The sequence below is a fragment of the Anaerococcus sp. Marseille-Q7828 genome (assembly GCF_949769285.1).
In the GTDB taxonomy this organism is placed as follows: domain Bacteria; phylum Bacillota; class Clostridia; order Tissierellales; family Peptoniphilaceae; genus Anaerococcus.
Genome location: NZ_OX458331.1, coordinates 864,986 through 879,826 on the forward strand (window position 1 = coordinate 864,986; position 14,841 = coordinate 879,826).

At 36.4% G+C, this 14,841-nt stretch carries 18 protein-coding genes; 11 read left to right on the forward strand and 7 right to left on the reverse strand.

Annotated elements, in window-relative coordinates:
- The 5 genes from QNH69_RS04215 (at nt 1) to QNH69_RS04235 (ending at nt 3,789) form a co-directional block, all read left to right on the forward strand.
- The gene (locus QNH69_RS04215) at nt 1-639 is read left to right on the forward strand and encodes a Wzz/FepE/Etk N-terminal domain-containing protein (RefSeq protein WP_282930189.1); all 639 of its coding nucleotides are present in this window, start codon (nt 1-3) and stop codon (nt 637-639) included.
- A 4-nt stretch (nt 640-643) separates the two neighbouring features.
- Nucleotides 644-1,300, forward strand: coding sequence for a CpsD/CapB family tyrosine-protein kinase (locus tag QNH69_RS04220; protein ID WP_282929340.1), 657 nt, complete (start codon nt 644-646; stop codon nt 1,298-1,300).
- A gap of 1 nt (nt 1,301) precedes the next feature.
- Entirely contained in the window at nt 1,302-2,078 is a 777-nt protein-coding gene (locus QNH69_RS04225; RefSeq protein WP_282929341.1) for a CpsB/CapC family capsule biosynthesis tyrosine phosphatase, read from the forward strand.
- Nucleotides 2,075-2,560 carry an SH3 domain-containing protein gene (locus tag QNH69_RS04230; RefSeq protein WP_282929342.1) on the forward strand — a complete coding sequence of 162 codons (486 nt, stop codon included), beginning with the start codon at nt 2,075-2,077 and terminating at the stop codon, nt 2,558-2,560. Before QNH69_RS04225 ends, QNH69_RS04230 begins: the two co-directional genes overlap by 4 nt.
- Nucleotides 2,561-3,108: 548 nt before the next feature.
- Nucleotides 3,109-3,789 (forward strand): hypothetical protein, encoded by a 681-nt coding sequence (locus tag QNH69_RS04235; RefSeq protein WP_282929343.1) that lies wholly within the window; start codon nt 3,109-3,111, stop codon nt 3,787-3,789.
- 755 nt (nt 3,790-4,544) lie between these two features.
- Here QNH69_RS04235 and QNH69_RS04240 read toward each other — a convergent pair.
- Genes QNH69_RS04240 through QNH69_RS04250 form a run of 3 tightly spaced genes read right to left on the reverse strand, consistent with a single transcriptional unit; the run spans nt 4,545 to nt 6,921 of the window.
- On the reverse strand, nt 4,545-6,395 hold the full coding sequence (locus QNH69_RS04240) for a heavy metal translocating P-type ATPase (protein ID WP_282929344.1): 1,851 nt from the start codon (nt 6,393-6,395) through the stop codon (nt 4,545-4,547).
- A gap of 1 nt (nt 6,396) precedes the next feature.
- Nucleotides 6,397-6,624 (reverse strand): cation transporter, encoded by a 228-nt coding sequence (locus QNH69_RS04245; protein ID WP_282929345.1) that lies wholly within the window; start codon nt 6,622-6,624, stop codon nt 6,397-6,399.
- Nucleotides 6,625-6,627: 3 nt separating this feature from the next.
- Nucleotides 6,628-6,921 (reverse strand): metalloregulator ArsR/SmtB family transcription factor, encoded by a 294-nt coding sequence (locus QNH69_RS04250; RefSeq protein WP_282929346.1) that lies wholly within the window; start codon nt 6,919-6,921, stop codon nt 6,628-6,630.
- Between the two features lie 140 nt (nt 6,922-7,061).
- Between QNH69_RS04250 and QNH69_RS04255 the strand changes: the two genes are divergently transcribed.
- From QNH69_RS04255 to QNH69_RS04275, 5 genes are all read left to right on the forward strand, one after another.
- Nucleotides 7,062-7,772 (forward strand): ATP-binding cassette domain-containing protein, encoded by a 711-nt coding sequence (locus QNH69_RS04255; protein ID WP_282929347.1) that lies wholly within the window; start codon nt 7,062-7,064, stop codon nt 7,770-7,772.
- Nucleotides 7,765-8,859 (forward strand): hypothetical protein, encoded by a 1,095-nt coding sequence (locus QNH69_RS04260; RefSeq protein ID WP_282929348.1) that lies wholly within the window; start codon nt 7,765-7,767, stop codon nt 8,857-8,859. The genes QNH69_RS04255 and QNH69_RS04260 overlap by 8 nt, the downstream gene beginning before the upstream one ends.
- 40 nt (nt 8,860-8,899) lie before the next feature.
- Complete coding sequence (locus QNH69_RS04265; protein ID WP_282929349.1) at nt 8,900-9,100, forward strand: hypothetical protein; 201 nt, start codon at nt 8,900-8,902, stop codon at nt 9,098-9,100.
- Nucleotides 9,101-9,289: 189 nt separating this feature from the next.
- A complete protein-coding gene (locus tag QNH69_RS04270; protein WP_154649920.1) occupies nt 9,290-9,466 on the forward strand; it encodes a hypothetical protein in 177 nt (58 codons plus the stop codon).
- 97 nt (nt 9,467-9,563) lie between these two features.
- On the forward strand, nt 9,564-9,737 hold the full coding sequence (locus QNH69_RS04275; protein WP_154649921.1) for a hypothetical protein: 174 nt from the start codon (nt 9,564-9,566) through the stop codon (nt 9,735-9,737).
- Nucleotides 9,738-9,987: 250 nt separating this feature from the next.
- On the opposite strand, the gene QNH69_RS04280 is transcribed toward QNH69_RS04275, so the two are convergent.
- From QNH69_RS04280 to dhaK, 4 genes are all read right to left on the reverse strand, one after another.
- Nucleotides 9,988-10,611, reverse strand: coding sequence for a PepSY domain-containing protein (locus tag QNH69_RS04280; RefSeq protein ID WP_282929350.1), 624 nt, complete (start codon nt 10,609-10,611; stop codon nt 9,988-9,990).
- A gap of 123 nt (nt 10,612-10,734) precedes the next feature.
- The gene (gene dhaM / locus QNH69_RS04285; protein WP_282929351.1) at nt 10,735-11,121 is read right to left on the reverse strand and encodes a dihydroxyacetone kinase phosphoryl donor subunit DhaM; all 387 of its coding nucleotides are present in this window, start codon (nt 11,119-11,121) and stop codon (nt 10,735-10,737) included.
- Complete coding sequence (dhaL, locus tag QNH69_RS04290) at nt 11,114-11,713, reverse strand: dihydroxyacetone kinase subunit DhaL (protein WP_282929352.1); 600 nt, start codon at nt 11,711-11,713, stop codon at nt 11,114-11,116. Before dhaL ends, dhaM begins: the two co-directional genes overlap by 8 nt.
- Nucleotides 11,714-11,717: 4 nt before the next feature.
- On the reverse strand, nt 11,718-12,695 hold the full coding sequence (gene dhaK / locus QNH69_RS04295) for a dihydroxyacetone kinase subunit DhaK (RefSeq protein WP_282929353.1): 978 nt from the start codon (nt 12,693-12,695) through the stop codon (nt 11,718-11,720).
- A gap of 177 nt (nt 12,696-12,872) precedes the next feature.
- Between dhaK and uvrB the strand changes: the two genes are divergently transcribed.
- Nucleotides 12,873-14,840: an excinuclease ABC subunit UvrB gene (uvrB, locus tag QNH69_RS04300; RefSeq protein ID WP_282929354.1), complete on the forward strand. Its 1,968-nt coding sequence runs from the start codon at nt 12,873-12,875 to the stop codon at nt 14,838-14,840.
- Nucleotide 14,841 lies beyond the last annotated feature (1 nt).

Here is a 14,841-nt window from a genome sequence, read left to right on the forward strand (position 1 = left end):
TTGCTAATCATTATTTTGGGTCTTTTGTTAGGAGGGATTTCTTATGGAGTGTCTTCCTATGTGCTAACACCTAAATATGATTCAAACGCTACTATGATAGTTAGCAATTCAACTGGTACAGATAGTCAAAATCCAGAACAGACCAATGTTGATTTTGGACAAATCCAAGCTAACAAGGCTTTGATTTCAACTTATTCTGAGATAGTTAAGTCAAGAGGTATTGCTGATAAGGTTATCAGTAACCTAAATCTTGATATGGATTATGGAGAATTTTCTGAGAAAGTTTCTATTGAGCCTGTAAAGGATACTCAGATTATATCTGTAAAGGTAGTTGATACCATTTCTGAGAGAGCCCAGGATATTGCCAATGAGACTGCAAATATCTTCAAAGATTCTATTGGGGATATTATGAAGGTTGATAATGTTCAGATACTTGATGGGGCGACATTGCCCGAAAAGCCTTCATCTCCAAATATCAAGAAAAATACTGCGATTGGAGTAGTTTTAGGACTTATTCTTGGTATTATGATTTCTATTTTTAAAGAACTTGCAGATACTACTATCAAGTCCCAAGACGATATTAACAAGTATTTCGACCTACCAGTTATTGGTATAATTCCAGATAAGAAGCAAGGATAAGATTATGGCAAAGAAAAAGAAAAATTATTATAATTCCTCAATGTATGATGAGGCTATAAGATCTGTGAGAACTAATATTCAGTTTTATGGTGTTGATAAGGAAAATAAAATAATATCTGTTACTTCGACCAAACCTGCTGAGGGTAAGTCTACAGTTATATATAATTTGGCCAAGTCTTTTGCAGAAAATGGTGACAGTGCTATTCTTCTTGACTGTGACCTTAGGAGTCCATCAATAGGCGAGATAGCAGGGGTTAATTTTAACCTTGGTATTACAAATTATCTTACTGGCAAGGCTGATATAAATGATGTTATTATCAAGGATAGGGAACAGAGCAATCTAGATTTGATTCTAACAGGTCCAATCCCACCAAATCCATCAGAGATGCTTGCTTCAAAAGTTTTTGCAAATCTTATCAAAAATCTTGCTGAGACCTATGACTATGTATTTATAGATACTCCTCCAGTGGGACTTTTTACAGATGCTTCAATTGTTTCTACTCTTTGCGATGGTATTTTCTATGTTGTGAAGTCATCTGATACCAAAAAGGAAGAAATATCCCAAGCTTTGGAAAATCTAAAGAGAGTAGATGCAAATATTCTAGGTATGGTTTTGACTCACGCTCAGCTAAAGAAGAGCAAGTACGGAAATTACTATTAAAATGATAGATATACACAATCATATAATCTATGGGGTCGATGATGGGTCTAGAGATATTGATGAGAGCTTGAAGATGGTAGAACTCTACCAAAAGGCAGGCTTTGACCAAATTATAGCAACAAGTCACTATGATAGGTCTAGGTATATGGTAGATGCTGGGGAAATCAAAGAAAAGGTTGAGATTTTAAATGAGCAATGCTCTAACAGGGGACTAGGTTTTAAAATATATCCAGGTCATGAGATTCAAGTTGAACTTGATATGATCAAGAAATTAAAATCGGGCGAGCTATTAACTTTGAATGCTTCAAAGTATGTGCTTTGTGAGCTTTCCTTTGTAAATAAGCCAAATTTTTTGAAGGACCTTTTTTACAACCTACAATTGGAAGGCTATATTCCAATCATAGCCCACGCAGAGAGATATCCTTATGTTGAAGACCACATAGAATGGCTTGAAGACTTTATCAAAGCTGGTGCCTTGGTTCAAATAAACTACGCATCTATAGAATCGCATGCTGACACTACTAGAGAACTATTGCAAAGAAATATGGTTCATATCATAGGGACAGATGCTCACCAATCAGAGTGGAGGAGCCCTGATATTTCAGCCTATAAGGATGAGATTCTAAAGATAATTCCAGAGGAGAAATTTGACAAGCTTTCAACCATCAACCCACAAAAAGTGATTGATGATGAGTATATTTCTAGCGACTTTGACAAAATCATCAGACCAGAAAAGACAAAGAAAAAAGGCATATTTAATTTTTGGAGAAAAAAATGAGAATAAGGAAATTTATTTATTCTGCTCTTATTTTATTCGCATTGACTTCTTGTAACAAAGAAGAGGAACATTATGAGAGTAAAAATGTGAAGGTGGATTCAGTCTTTGACAAGGCTGATGATTCTAAGGAATTCGACGCTGACAAAGAAAAATCTAAAAATGAAGATAAGGCAAAAGAAGAGAAAAAAGAAGAAAATCCAGCAGATGATAAAGCTGAAAACAATAATAAAGCGGAAGATAATGATCAACAAGCAAATAACAAGCCTGACAACAATGCAAAGAAATATAGGGTTGAAAATGGCGTAAATATGAGATCTGAGGCTAATACTGATGCTGACAATATAGTAGCTGTGATAGACCCAGGCACAGAGATTACCGCTCTTGAAGAAATCGAGCAAAACGGAAAAACTTGGATCAAGTTAGAATACCAAGGACAGACAGGATTTGTAGTAAAAGAATTTCTCCAAGAGGTAAATAATTAGCTTAGTTGAAAATGGCATCTTTGGCAATATAATAAACTTAAGAGAAGCCACCTCTTGAGCCAAAAAAGCCCTTGAATTTTCAAGGATAAAGGTAGAGGAAGATTCTCCATTAGAATCAAAAAGACAGTAGCTGCGAACTACTGTTTTTATTTTGCTAGTTTTGATAAAGAATGCTCCAAGGGTAAATAATTAGCTTTAGTTGAAAATAGACCTTTAAGCAATATAATAGTAGTAAGAGAAGCCACCTCTTAAGCCCAAAAAAGCCCTTGATTTATCAAGGATGAATGTAAAGGAAGATTCTCCATTAGAATCAAAAAAGACAGTAGGTGCAACTACTGTCTTTTTGTTTACTTGTTTTCGCATTTATAGACTATAAGACTAGCTACAATAGCTACTAACAAGGGAAAAATAAAATTTTCCAAAATGTAAAGGATTATCTCCATTTAAATCACCTCCTTTCGGAGACAATTTAATTATATCACAAAAATCTACAAAGACTTACAAAATACATGCGTTGATTGTGTATTTTTAAATAATATAATGATATCATGATTGAAAAAATATATAGACAAAAAAACAAAATATTATTAGGCCTACTTTCGATTTCTTTACTTACAAGTTGTGGTCAAAACCAAGGAGAAAAGGCAAAAGAGCCTGAAGTAGTCAAATTGGAAGAAAAAGAAAAGAAAGAAGAACCTACTCTTGATGACCTATCAGCCTTTTTGTATGAGAAACTTGACGGGCAAAAATTAGTCAGAAATTATGGGGAAGATACTGGATGGACCAACTTGGAATTTGGACCAGACGGAACTTTTACAGGTTCATATATGGGCAAAACTTCAGTTGATGGCTTCGATGGTGGCAGAAACTGGAAGGCAGCTGCTTATTATCTAGGAGAGGAAATCCATTCATCAGATTTTAAGGGAAGATTTACCATAGTCAAACAAATCAATGACTATGTATACATGATGAAACTTGAAGATTTTGAAATAACTTCAGAATACGGCCTCCACGACGACATATACTTTAACGTAGACTTTGCCCTAGGCATGAAAGAAGACGCCGACTACTACCTCTACATCCCAGGCACCCCAGGCAATCTAATGCCAGGAGAAGACTCAAGACTGGATAAGAATTACAAAAAAGAAGACGCCACAGAAGATAAGAGCCAAGGATTTATAATCTGGGAAAAATACGATGATGAGGTATTTAATCAGTTAAGTCTGTAGAAGACAATAAAAGATCCTTCGGTCGGCCATAGATGAATAGAAAACATATTTTTAAAAAATATGTGAAAATCTTTTTTATATTAGGAATAATGCATATCTTTTATTTTGTTTGTTGATTAAGGATATACCGTTGTAATAAGGGGGAAAACCCAGGGGAGTTAATAAGCCCGTCCGGCTGGTTGAGGACTCTCACCAACCGGTTACGAAAACTCGCTTCTTCGAAGCTCTCCCGTGCTCTCGCACTAAGTTTTCGGGGTAAAAGCCCAAAATCAATGGGCTTTTACCTCCCCTTTAAACCCCCTTTTCTGCTACCTCCTCGAAACGGCCACTCGCGTGGGGCGATGTTGTGGTATAAACACCAAAATTTGGGTTTTTGTAATCTCAAATTTCTAAAAATCGCAAACTCGCTACGCTCAAACAGTGCGATTTTTTAAACGAAATTATGAGATCTTAAAACACCAATTTTTTCCACCTATAAGCTTAAAATTACTTATACTTTATGGTGCAACATATAGTGCATTTACAGTTAAAACAAAAGAATTCTCGAAGAGAACTTCTACTACTCTGCGCACCACGCAGTGGCGGTGGGGGGAAAAAGGGGTTGGGGGGGGAAGGGGGTGTGGGGGAAGGGCCGTAGGGGTCTCCGCTACCCCTCGACCCTACCCCCTTAGGTCGAAGTCACAGCCTTAAACAATAATAAAATAAAATACATTTATTCCCTTCTATAATAATATGGGAAATTAAAAAGGGGTAAGTTATACTTCCCCTTTTTTCAAAATCCTCATTGCCCACAATATTGCAATGATTGATACTCCTACATCTCCAAATATTGCCATCCACATATTGGCTTTTCCTAAGAAGCCTAGGATTAGTATTACTAGTTTTACTAGCAAGATGAATGTTATGTTTTGTCTGACAGTTGTATTGGTGATGTCTGATATTTTTAATAGTTCATTTAGTTTTGAAAATTCGCCATTTACTACTAGGATATCTGATGATTCTATGGCGAGATCGCTTGCTGTTTCTCCCATGGAGATTCCAACACTTGCATTTGCAAGGACTGGGGCGTCGTTTATCCCATCTCCTACAAAGACTGTTTTTTCTCCTTTTTCTTCAAATTCTTTTAGGACCTTTAGTTTTTCATCTGGCATTACTTCTGCATAATAGTCGGTTAGTCCGAGTTTATTTGCTGTTTCTTTTACTACTTCTTCGCTATCGCCAGATACTACTAGGACTTCTTTGAAGTGTTTTTTGAGATTATCTATAGTTTCTTTTGTGTTTTTCTTGATATCATCTTCGATTATCACTTTTGCTGCTAGATTTCCATCTATAGAAAGGTATATTGACCTATCTTTTTCCTTCTCATCGTATCCAACGTATCTTGCTGAACCAATTTTGATTTCTTGGTCATCTGGGCTTATGGCTTTGACACCTAGGCCTTTTTCGTTTGTGACGTTTTTAAATAATTCTTGTTTTTCATCTCTATCTAAGCTTTCTACAACACCTTTTGCTATTGGGTGGGTGCTAAGTAGTTCGATATTGTAAATATAATCTAGGATTTCTTCCTTGTCATAATCTCCAAAATATTTGATATCTTCTACCTTGAATTTGCCAGTGGTAAGTGTCCCGGTCTTATCTGTCAGTAATACTTGGGCTTGGTTTAGGCTTTCGAAATATTGACTGCCTTTGATTAGTATGCCATTTTCACTAGCAAGGCCTAGGCCAGACATGAAGGTAAGTGGCACTGATAGGACTAGGGCACATGGGCAAGATAAGACTAAGAATGTTGCAGCTCGAAGCAAGTAATCATCCCAGGCTCCGTCAAAAAATAGGGGAGGGATTAGGGCGAGTAATACTGCAAGACCAACTACAATTGGTGTGTATACTCTTGCAAAACGTGTTACAGTTTTTTCGCTTTCTGACTTGCTACCTGCAGAATCTTCGATTAATTCCATAATCTTGGCAGCAACTGAATCTTCAAATTCTTTCTTTGCTTCCATTTGGATAATTCCTTGGGTCATTATTGACGAAGAAATTATCTCAGATCCTACTTCAACTTCAACTGGCATAGATTCGCCAGTCACCGATGAGGTATCCACAAGTCCGTGACCTTTGGTGACTACTCCATCAACTCCGATTTTTTCTCCATCGCGAACGAGGATTATATCGCCAACTTCGACTTCGTCTAGGTCGATTTCTGTTGTGGTGCCATCAGGATTTACCCTATTTGCAACTTCAGGTACCAAGTTTAATAGCCCTTTGATATTTTCCCTCGACTTATGTGTGGCAATCTCTTCGAAAAGCTCGCCAAAATTATAAAAAAGCATAACGGCAACAGCTTCTGTGTATTGACCGATTGCAAAGGCTGTGATAGTGGCTATAGACATCAAAAAGTTCTCGTCCAAAGCTTGGCCACGCTTAAGCATCTGGAAGGCTTCTTTTAGTACGTCAAATGCTACCATTATATAAATGATGGCAAAGACAATGATTATATAAGGGCTAGAAACATATCTATGATGATAAATACTTAGCACAAGAGTGAGGATGGCGATGACAATCAATCGCCTAAGCTCACTTTTGTGTTCATCTGTCATTGATTTAAACATATTATTTGGCCAAAAATACTGTTCCTGGTTCTATCTTGTCGGCTATTTTGTTAGCCTCATCAAGGATTCTATCAGCATTTGCATCATCTCTTACTTCAAGTTTTAGTTTTTCTGTCAAAAATGATAGGTTAGCATCTTCCACGCCGTCAATATTTTTGATAGCTTCCTCAATTTTTGCTGCGCAATTTGCACAAAGTGATTTGCTTGCTACTTTATATTTTAATTTCATAACTTACTCCTTAATATGTTCAATACCTGTCTCAAAAATCGTCTTTACGTGGTCATCAGCAAGTTCGTAGTACATTGACTTGCCGCTTCTCTTAGATCTGACCAAATTGTTATCCTTCAAACTCTTTAGCTGGTGGCTAATAGCCGACTGGCTCATATCCAAGGCTTCTGCAATTTCCCCAACAGAAGTAGGTCCACTAAAAAGCACATTCATAATCCTAAGTCTAGTCGAATCACCAAAAACCTTAAAAAGATCAGCTAAATCAAATAATATTTCATCATCTTTAATAGTTAACATTGCCACCTCTATTCATATGAGTATCTGTTCATATTTATTATAACTCATATGAAATTTTTGTCAATATAAACTTATATTAGGAAAATTTTACAAAGTAAGTGAAATATTAGGGTAGTAGATTAATGACAAGGAGGTGGATAGTGAATAATTTACTAGATATCAAAGGTCTGAGCGCTTATTATACTAAAGATAAGATGATTTTAAACTCATGTGATTTTAATATTGGCCAAAACGAAGTCTTAGCTCTTGTGGGCTCTAATGGATCTGGTAAGACTACTTTGATAAAGACTATTATGGATATTCATCCGGGTTTTAAAGTTGATGATGTTAGCTTTATGGGGGTAAAATCCGATTTTAAGGATCAAGACTTTAAGAAGAGTAGGATTGCAGTTTTTTCTGATGATAGGGCATTTAGATATTGGAGTTTTTGGGAATATGCCGAATTTTTACATAAGCTATATGGCAAGGACTTAGATCAAGATTATTTGAATTCTCTAATCAAAGGCTTTAACTTTAACAAATATGAAGATTACATATTAAAAGATTTGTCTATGGGTAATGCTAAGAAATTCTACATAATAGCTGCCCTTGGATTAAAGTTGCCTTTATTAGTTCTTGATGAACCGGTTGATGGTTTAGACTTTGAATCAACTGTATTTTTGTATCAAGAACTAAAAGCGTACAAAAAGTTTGGGTCAATTTTTATGTCGACTCATATCCTAGAGTCAATTAATGAAGTTGCAGATGCCTATATTCTCTTACACGATGGTAAAATTAGTGATAAAAAACAGATTACAGAAAAATTGAGAGCTGATGAAATAATGTCTAGTTTTGGAGCAAAAGATGTTTAAGCTTTTTACCAAAGACCTCCTAGATAGGCAGAGGATAATCAAATATTTTGTTTATGCCATCATCAGCTTTACTCTTTTGGATGGTCTATTGAAAAATAGACCAGAGATTACATTTAACAATAGATTTCTAATTTTTGTAGCTGTGGCTTTTGCTGGATCAATTTTTTATTATATAAGAGGATATGTTTCAAATGATAGAATATTATCTTATTATGCCTTGCCTGTGAGCAATGAGACTTTAAACAAAAACTTTATCTTTGCCATAATTATTGATAGCATCTTTAGCAAATTAGTTTTAGTTTTCATAGCTCTTTATCTATTAAAAGCACCTTTTGATTTTTATGCAAAAGTAACTATGATAATGCTTGCCATAACTTTTTTTGCCTTATCTATCAATACTTTAAACCTAAAATTGGCAAGTATGGCAATTATATTTATTCTAACAATTGTTTCTATTTATATGATTATCAGTTTTGATTTAGTTTACGGAGGGATTGCTACTATTGCAGACATAGTACTTGCGAAGATATTATTTAAAAACATATATTTTTCGAGTAAAAATAACGCAAAGATTTCCAAACTTAAGATAGCAAATTACTTCCTAAAGTTTTCTATGGATGAAAGTATATATATTATAAATACAATCTCAATTCTTGCTATGATTATATTTGCATCATTTGCCTTTGGAAATGAAATGGGGATTGTCATCGCCTTTGCAGTAGGAGCAGTGAATACTCCCTTGTTAACCATGTTTTCATCTAGTGAATCTCTAAGAGACTATGACAAAATGCTTCCAGACTCAAATATAAGCCTTAGAAAAGATTATATGAAAGTCCTAGCCATGTATTTTATAATTGTTAATATTTTTATAACTACAATTAACTTTAATAAGATTGAGCCCGGCTATTTATTATTTATAAATGCTTTAGTTCTTACAATTCTAGAAGTCTTATTTTCTTATAAGATTGAAACGCTAAGGCCAATCACAAATACAAAAACGCAAAATGAAATATGGAAACATCCTAGAAAATATATACTGCCAGTTCTTGTGTTTTGTATAAGTTTTGTGATTTTGATAATGTTATAAATTGTTTAAGTTCGAATAATTTTAATGAAAGGAGACAACCATGACTAATACAAGTAAAGCTTTAAGGATTATCATCTCTATAGTTTGGTTAGTAGCTGCTTACTTTTCTTACAAGCAAGACCAAGTTGTATTTGCTGTAATTTCTGTAGTTTTAGCTATTCTATTTCTTGTTATGGCCTTCAGAAATCCATCTGATCAAGCCAAGGGCAGGAAAAGAAATAGAACAAAATATTTCTTTTAATATGAATTGTTTTTAAACTCCTTTTTAGGAGTTTATTTTTTGGGTATAAATAGTGAAAATAATAAAAAATGATTAAGTATTGTGGCCTAAGCTATAAGTTGACAAATAATTTGCATATACTTTCGTTTTTTATATTTTTACTCAAAAGCTGAATTTTATAACATTTTGACAAATAGAAAGGAATTTAATATGAATAATAAAACGACAAATATCCTACTAGCAGTGGTTTTCCTTGTGGCTGCATTCTTTTCATTTAGATATGATCAAAGACCAATTGGGGCCTTCTCAGTGGTTATGGGCGTATTCTTCTTGTATAGAGCTTTGACAAACAAGGAAGATGTGAGTAAAGAAAAGGATTATAAATAAGAAGTATTACAGAAAACTCCCGCTTGGGAGTTTTTTGGGTATAATCTTAGTATAATAGTAAATTTATATGTAATTGTAAAAGAAGAAAGGATAGATAATGAACAAAACTAAGATTCAACAAATTATAGGAATTGTTGCAATGCTTTTCTCAGTTTATATGTTTTTTGATAAACGTGGGGGAGTAGGATTTATTGTACTTTTAATAGGGGCTATAGTATATGGCCTAGGTAAGAAAGAAGAAAAAGACAATCAAAATTACGTTCCTAGATAAGAATTTATGCCTTCCCAAGTGGGAGGCTTTTTTTGTATATATTTATTAGTGGAGATTTGTTATGAATGAGAGAAAATTGGAAAGTATACTTGCCGTAGTTTTTATAATCATATCCGTTTTTATGTTTTTTACTAAAAGGGGAGGCGTGGGATTTCTTGTGTTTTTGCTAGGCCTTGGCCTTTATATATTTAGTAGAAGAGGAACCGACTATAAATCAATGTAAAAAGGACCCCTGTGGGTCCTTTTGTGATTATTTGTGAAGTATGTCTCCGCTTTCAGCATCAAGTTCTACATCGTCGCCATCTTCAACGTCGATGCTGTAAACTATTTTGCCTTCGTCATTAGTTTCTATTTCGTATGATTTTACATAACCCTTGTTGTTTTCAAGAGCCTTTGCCATAGCATCTTTTGGAGCTAGGATTTTAGTAAAGTCGATAGCTGTATAATTTTCTTTATCATCATCAACTTCTTCTTCTTGACCTAGGATTTCACCGCTTTCAGCGTCAATTTTTGCTTGATATTCTTTTTCGCCGTCAAATCCTTCGATAGAGTAAGCGTAAGCTCCGTCATCTTCGTCAAGTTCTACGCTGTTGATTTCAAGGCCTTCAGCCGGGAAAGTTTCTTTGAATTTTGCTACAGCATCATCAAGGCTTACAGCAAATTCTTTTTCTTCTATACCAGATTTGAGGTCGTCAACTTTTTCTTCTACACTATCCTTTGCTTTGTCAACTTCTTCTGTAACTGCAGCTTCAGTATTCTTAGCTGCATCTTTGACATCTTCTTTAGCTTGGTTAGCATTTTCGTTGCCGCAGGCAGCTAATACTGTTGCCAAAGCTAGAGCAGATGCTCCGTATTTTAGGTTTTTAATTTTCATTATTCTTCCTCCTTAAATTTCATATTATGAATATACCCTCTTTATTATATTAATCAACAAATTAATAAAATAGAATTATCGGTGAAGATTTATTCGTAAAATGTAAAAGGAACTTAAAAACCTCTATGCTAGTTTGTTAAGGCTGTAGGAAGCCACTTGTTCTTTGATTTTCTCAAGAGTCGTATTTTCATCTATGGTTACTGCAATTTCAACGCTTGATTCAACTAGAGGAGAGCCGGCTAAGAGTACATTTTCCTTTAGGTCATCTTCTAGCATATCATAGGCCATCTCACAGTTCATCATAGATGATCCAAGGTCAAAGAATACTACGACTCCATCCTCAGCAAGTCTTGTCATTTTTTCGTTGATTTCTTCAAAGTTAGAGCCGAGTTCTCCATCTTCGGTCCCGCCAGAGTATTCGATATTGACATCACTTGCCATTTGACCTACCAATTCTTTTAGCCCTTCTGCTAATTTATGGCTGTGGCTGGCTATTAGTATATTAATCATTGATAGCTCCAAGAGTTTCTTTGACTAGGATATAAGAGCTTGCTGCGCCTGGGTCAATGTGGCCGATAGACCTTTCTCCAACGTAGGATGCACGGCCTTTTTTAGCCTTGATGTCCTTGGTTTTTTCCATGGATTCTTCTGCTATTTTAATAATCTCATCAAAAGATTTACCAGCATTTAGGGCTTCTGCTACTGGTTCTAGGACATCTACCATAGTCTTATCGCCTACTTCTGCCTTGCCTCTTTGCTTGACTCCATCTACTCCAGCTGTAAATGCTTTGTTTAGTTCATCACGGGTCAATTCTTCTACATCTTTAACGCTTGCGGCAAATTTCATAAAGAATGAACCGTAAAGAGGGCCGGATGCTCCACCTACCTTAGATAGCAAAGTAGTAGCAACTTTGTTGAAAAGAGTCTTGTAATCGTCAAAGTCAGCTTCTAGGGCTTCTTTAGTAAAGCCAAAGCCTTTGGCCATATTTACACCGTGGTCGGCATCTCCTATAGACCTATCTAGGTCTGTTAGATAATCCTTGTTGGCTATGATTTCATCTGCTGCTTGTAATATTAGTTTCTTAACATCATTAACTTGCATATATTTATTTCCTTACTATGTCTACATCTTGGTCTAGGAGGGCTAGTCTTTGGTCGTCAACCTTGTATAGGGTGATGGAGAATCCAGACATATCCATACTTGTCATAAAGTTGCCTACATAGGTGCGAGCAACTTTGATATTTTTTTCAGCTAGGTAGTCAGCAATGCTGTTGTTGATGACAAATAGTTCCATCTCTGGTGTAGCTCCCATACCATTTACCATGAGGGCATATTGGCTATTTGTATCTGTCACTTCAACCAAGAGTCTATCGATCATTTCTTTTGTGATCTCATCTGCTGATTTCATTTCTTCTTTTTGGATACCTTCTTCACCGTGGATTCCTATACCCATTTCAATTTCATTTTCTTCTAGGCTAAAGGATTCCTTGCCATCTGTTGGGTTGGTGCATGGTTTGCTTGCCATACCGATAGATTTGATATCTTCTACAATCTTATCAGCCATTTCCTTGATTTCGCTTAGGCTAGCTCCGTTTTCTGCCATAGCACCAAGGGTCTTGTGAACAAATATTGTTCCTGCAACTCCACGTCTGTCTTCCTTGTTTTCTACTACTATATCATCGTTGGTAATCACATAGTCGACTTCTATATCTTCCATTTCAGCCATTTCCTTGGCCATTTCAAAGTTCATAACATCGCCTTGGTAGTTTTTTACTACCATAAATACTCCCTTGCCAGAGTCAGCTCTTTTGATAGCTTCTAGGACTTGGTCTGGGGTAGGAGATGTGAAAACATCACCAGCTATGGCACAATCGAGCATACCCTTGCCAACATAACCAGCGTGAGCAGGTTCGTGACCAGAACCACCACCAGATATAAGGCCAACTTTGCCTTCTACTGGTGCATCTTTTCTAGCTATAACACTAGTGCCTTCGATTCTTACAATCTTTTCTGGATTTGCCTTTACCATTCCATCTAGCATTTGATCAATAATGTCTTCTGGCTTGTTTATAATCTTTTTCATACTTACCTCCGATTATAATATTCTTTCTATGATATATACCCATCATGGCAGATATTAATGATTGAAATATTGTAGTTTTCGCAGTATATTTATGGATATGATAATAGTGAAACAAAGGTCAAAGTAAGTCAAAAACTTTGGCTTTTTCATTGATATATATAAAGAAAGGATTAATCTTTGAATAAATTTAAGATAAATTCCGAATACAAACCAAAAGGTGACCAGCCCGAGGCTATTGCTAGTCTTGCCAAGGGCCTCAAGGAAGGCAAAAAGCACCAAATCCTCCGAGGGGTTACAGGTTCAGGTAAGACTTTTACCATGGCAAATATAATAGAAGAGGTCCAAAGACCAACTCTAATCCTTGCCCACAACAAAACCTTGGCCTACCAGCTATTTACAGAGTTTAAGGAGTTTTTCCCAGACAATGCTGTGGAATACTTCGTGTCCTACTACGACTACTACCAACCAGAAGCCTATGTAGCTGCAACTGACACCTATATTGCCAAGGACTCATCAATCAACGACGAGATCGACAAAATGCGCCACTCTGCTACCATGGCTCTTTTTGAGAGAAGAGATGTCATTATTGTGGCATCTGTTTCTTGTATCTATGGTCTGGGTGACCCTATTGACTACAAGGAACTTGTGGTTTCCCTAAGACCAAATCAAGAGATTGCCCCAGAAGAGGTAATGAGAAAACTCATAGATGTCCAATATGTGAGAAATGATATTGACTTTGACCGTGGGACTTTCAGACGTCGCGGGGATATACTAGACATTTTCCCGGCAGGTTTTGACCAAAAGGCCATAAGAATTGAGTTTTTTGGTGATGAGATAGAGGAAATATCTGAGTTTGATTCCCTTACTGGCAAGGTAACGGCAAAGCTTAGCCACGCCTACATTTACCCAGCCAGCCACTATGCAACAACTAGCGAAAAAACTGAAAAGGCTATAGTTACCATAGAAGAAGAGCTAGAGGAAAGACTTGCAGAACTCAATAGCCAAAATAAGCTATTGGAAGCCCAAAGGCTAGAACAAAGAACCCGCTACGACATAGAAATGCTAAAAGAAATTGGTTTTTGCTCAGGTATAGAAAATTATTCTAGACACCTAAGCCAAAGACCAGCCGGGTCTAGGCCATATACCTTGATTGACTATTTCCCAAAAGACTTTGTCCTCATGGTTGACGAATCCCACGTGTCTATCCCACAAGTAGGGGGCATGTACGAAGGAGACAGGTCCAGAAAGCAAAACCTAGTTGACTATGGTTTTAGACTTCCATCAGCTCTAGACAATAGACCTTTGAAATTCCATGAATTTGAAGGTTTAATCGACCAAGCAATCTATGTTTCAGCAACCCCAGGTCCTTACGAAATGGATAAGACTGGTGGAGAAATGGTTGACCAAATCATCCGTCCAACAGGTCTGCTCGACCCACTTGTAGAAGTACGACCTACAGAAAATCAAATCGATGACCTCATGGAAGAAATCAACAAGACTACAGAAAAGGGCGACAGGACTCTTGTTACAACTTTGACCAAGAAAATGGCAGAAGATTTGACAACCTATCTAACTCAAAATGGGGTAAGAGTAAAATACCTTCATTCAGATATCAAAACCATAGAAAGATCTGAGATTATCAGAGAGCTTCGACTTGGCGAATTTGACGTATTAGTTGGTATCAACCTCCTTCGTGAGGGTCTTGATATACCAGAAGTAAGCCTCATAGCTATACTTGATGCTGACAAGGAAGGATTCCTCAGGTCAGAGAGGTCTTTGATCCAGACAATCGGACGTGCAGCTAGAAATAGCGAGGGCCATGTAATCCTATATGGAGATTCCATAACCAAGTCCATGAAAATTGCCATGGATGAAACCAGTCGCCGCCGTGAAATCCAGATGGCCTTTAACGAAGAGCATGGCATAATACCAACAACAATCAGGAAAAACATCGGTGAAATGATTCAAGTAACCAAAGAAACCAAGGAAGAAGAAATCGAAGAATTTAGCCGTGACGATATAGATACAATTTTAATCAACCTTGAAAGTCAAATGTACAAGGCGGCAGAAGAGCTTGACTTTGAGCGAGCTGCCAACATTCGTGACCAAATCAAGTCTATGAAAGAAAATTTCCAAGGAGCATAAA